This window comes from bacterium, from assembly GCA_040755795.1.
Taxonomy (GTDB): Bacteria; UBA9089; CG2-30-40-21; order CG2-30-40-21; family SBAY01; genus JBFLXS01.
Genome location: JBFLXS010000598.1, coordinates 1 through 1,928 on the forward strand (window position 1 = coordinate 1; position 1,928 = coordinate 1,928).

Here is a 1,928-nt window from a genome sequence, read left to right on the forward strand (position 1 = left end):
GTAATGATAGATGCCCAAGCCAGACATATTCCGTTGCCCTGTGAAGAGTTTATCGGTGTACATGTTTCCTGTCGTGAGACGCGTCTCGCGCAAAATATGCCAGAACAGAGGAATTTTATAAGGTGGCACATGAATAATCGTAAATTCAATTTATTTGTCACATTTGTGACACGATAGTTAAACACATTCTCCATATCTACATCTACCCAAGCTGTACCGCCAGCAAGACTGAACCTATTGTATTAATAATGAGGTGAGAGATAATCGATGGAGAGACCTGGCCAGAACGTTTTGTAAGTTCACTTGAGATATAAGTTAAGATCGGAACGGAGAAGAAAAAAGTAAGAGGAGATCTGATTCGACCAATATGTAAAAACCAAAATAAAGCGCCTTGTACCCAAATAATCTTGTTAACGTCCCATTTCAGCTTTCGTAAATATCCCCATATGAACCCGCGAAATAGTATTTCTTCCACGGGAGCAGTAAACGAGAGTTCGTATATTGCTCTCCGTATCATATCCCAAAACAACCCATACAGTCCTGGACCGCTATTTTGTATTGTTTGCACCTGAAAGGACTCGATAAAAGTAATTGGAATGAGGGAAAGCAAGGCAACAAATAAACCAATAGCTAACCATCGAAAATCGGTTTTGGGTGTTTTGGTCCAATTCGGAATTGTGCTAATAAATACCGCTAATCCTGCTATCCCAATAACAAACAGGAAATAACCTTCATTCTCAACTCCAAGTCGTCTCCTAAAAACAGAACTCAATATTAGGATAAGTAATGACAACCGGTCTAGATTGAATTCGTTGAGATTTTTCCTCTCAAGACATATTAATAGAGCAATTACTAAATAAATCACCGTAACATATGTGTACTTGATATGCGAATTTAAATTGAAGAATAACATCATTATTGCGAAGAATGATATTTGTACACAAATCATCAGAATTACAAATGGACCGATTTTCTCGCGCACACATACTCCTGACCACATAGATAATAATAACTTGTTTCAAAGTATGAAGCCTTGAGCACAGGGAAGGGTCTTTACCACCGAAAACAACGGGCTCTTCGGTCACATCAACCACCTCACAGAGGGCCACAGCATTTTTGAGATGGTTATAGGGCAAATCGAATCTACAGTTCTATTATATTTGCATTACAACAGAATATACCTATGGCGGAAACGGCGTTCCAGTTTCGGGTGTTGGTGGTGGAATTGGCATAGGCGCATATAAATCAGGCGTTGAAGTAATTGGCGGAGGAGTGCCCCACTCCCACTCTGGTACTTGAAACTCGCCATTTAACAAGAAATATATTGTTATACCAACGCCATCGACGATATCGCCTAATGGTTGACCAAGGCCAAATAATGGATTAGGGTAAGGACCAATCATTGGTCTACTGTCAACGCCGATTTGAATAAGATCTCCCACAGAAGGATCGCCCGCGGGACCTGGCGCGAACAAGAAATCAATAACATCGACAGCCGATGGAAGATCAATATCAATATTTGGCTGAGGACTAGGTGTCCATCCAGGCGGTAGTGTAACTGCCCAAGGTGTTGATGAAATAGTGGGTGTATAACTAGGAGTAGGAGTAGTGGCTAAAGTTGCAGAAGGGGTAACAGTCGATGTGGAAGTTGAAGTTGAAGTAGAGGTAGAGATCCAAGTTGGCGTAGAGGTAACCGTGGGGGTAGGGATATAACTAGGCGTGGAAGCAAAGCTACCACCCCCTCCACCACTTCCGCCACTTGCACCTCCAAGAGGACCACCTCCACCACCGCCACCTCCACCGTTACCCGGTAGATTCGGTCTATTAGACGAATAAGGAGAAGTAGGCAACGTGGTGGTATTCGAGCAATAACTGGGATCGTTCCAACAATCAATGGGAATATTGCCGCTGGGATCAATATACCGCAC

General features: G+C 42.6%; 2 protein-coding genes. Both read right to left on the minus strand.

The window, feature by feature from the left end; all coding sequences use genetic code 11:
- Nucleotides 1–202: 202 nt before the first annotated feature.
- Nucleotides 203–982 (minus strand): CPBP family intramembrane glutamic endopeptidase, encoded by a 780-nt coding sequence (locus AB1414_20085; protein ID MEW6609713.1) that lies wholly within the window; start codon nucleotides 980–982, stop codon nucleotides 203–205.
- Nucleotides 983–1,181: 199 nt separating this feature from the next.
- Nucleotides 1,182–1,928: hypothetical protein (locus AB1414_20090; protein ID MEW6609714.1), on the minus strand; the 747-nt coding region annotated here is incomplete at its 5' end.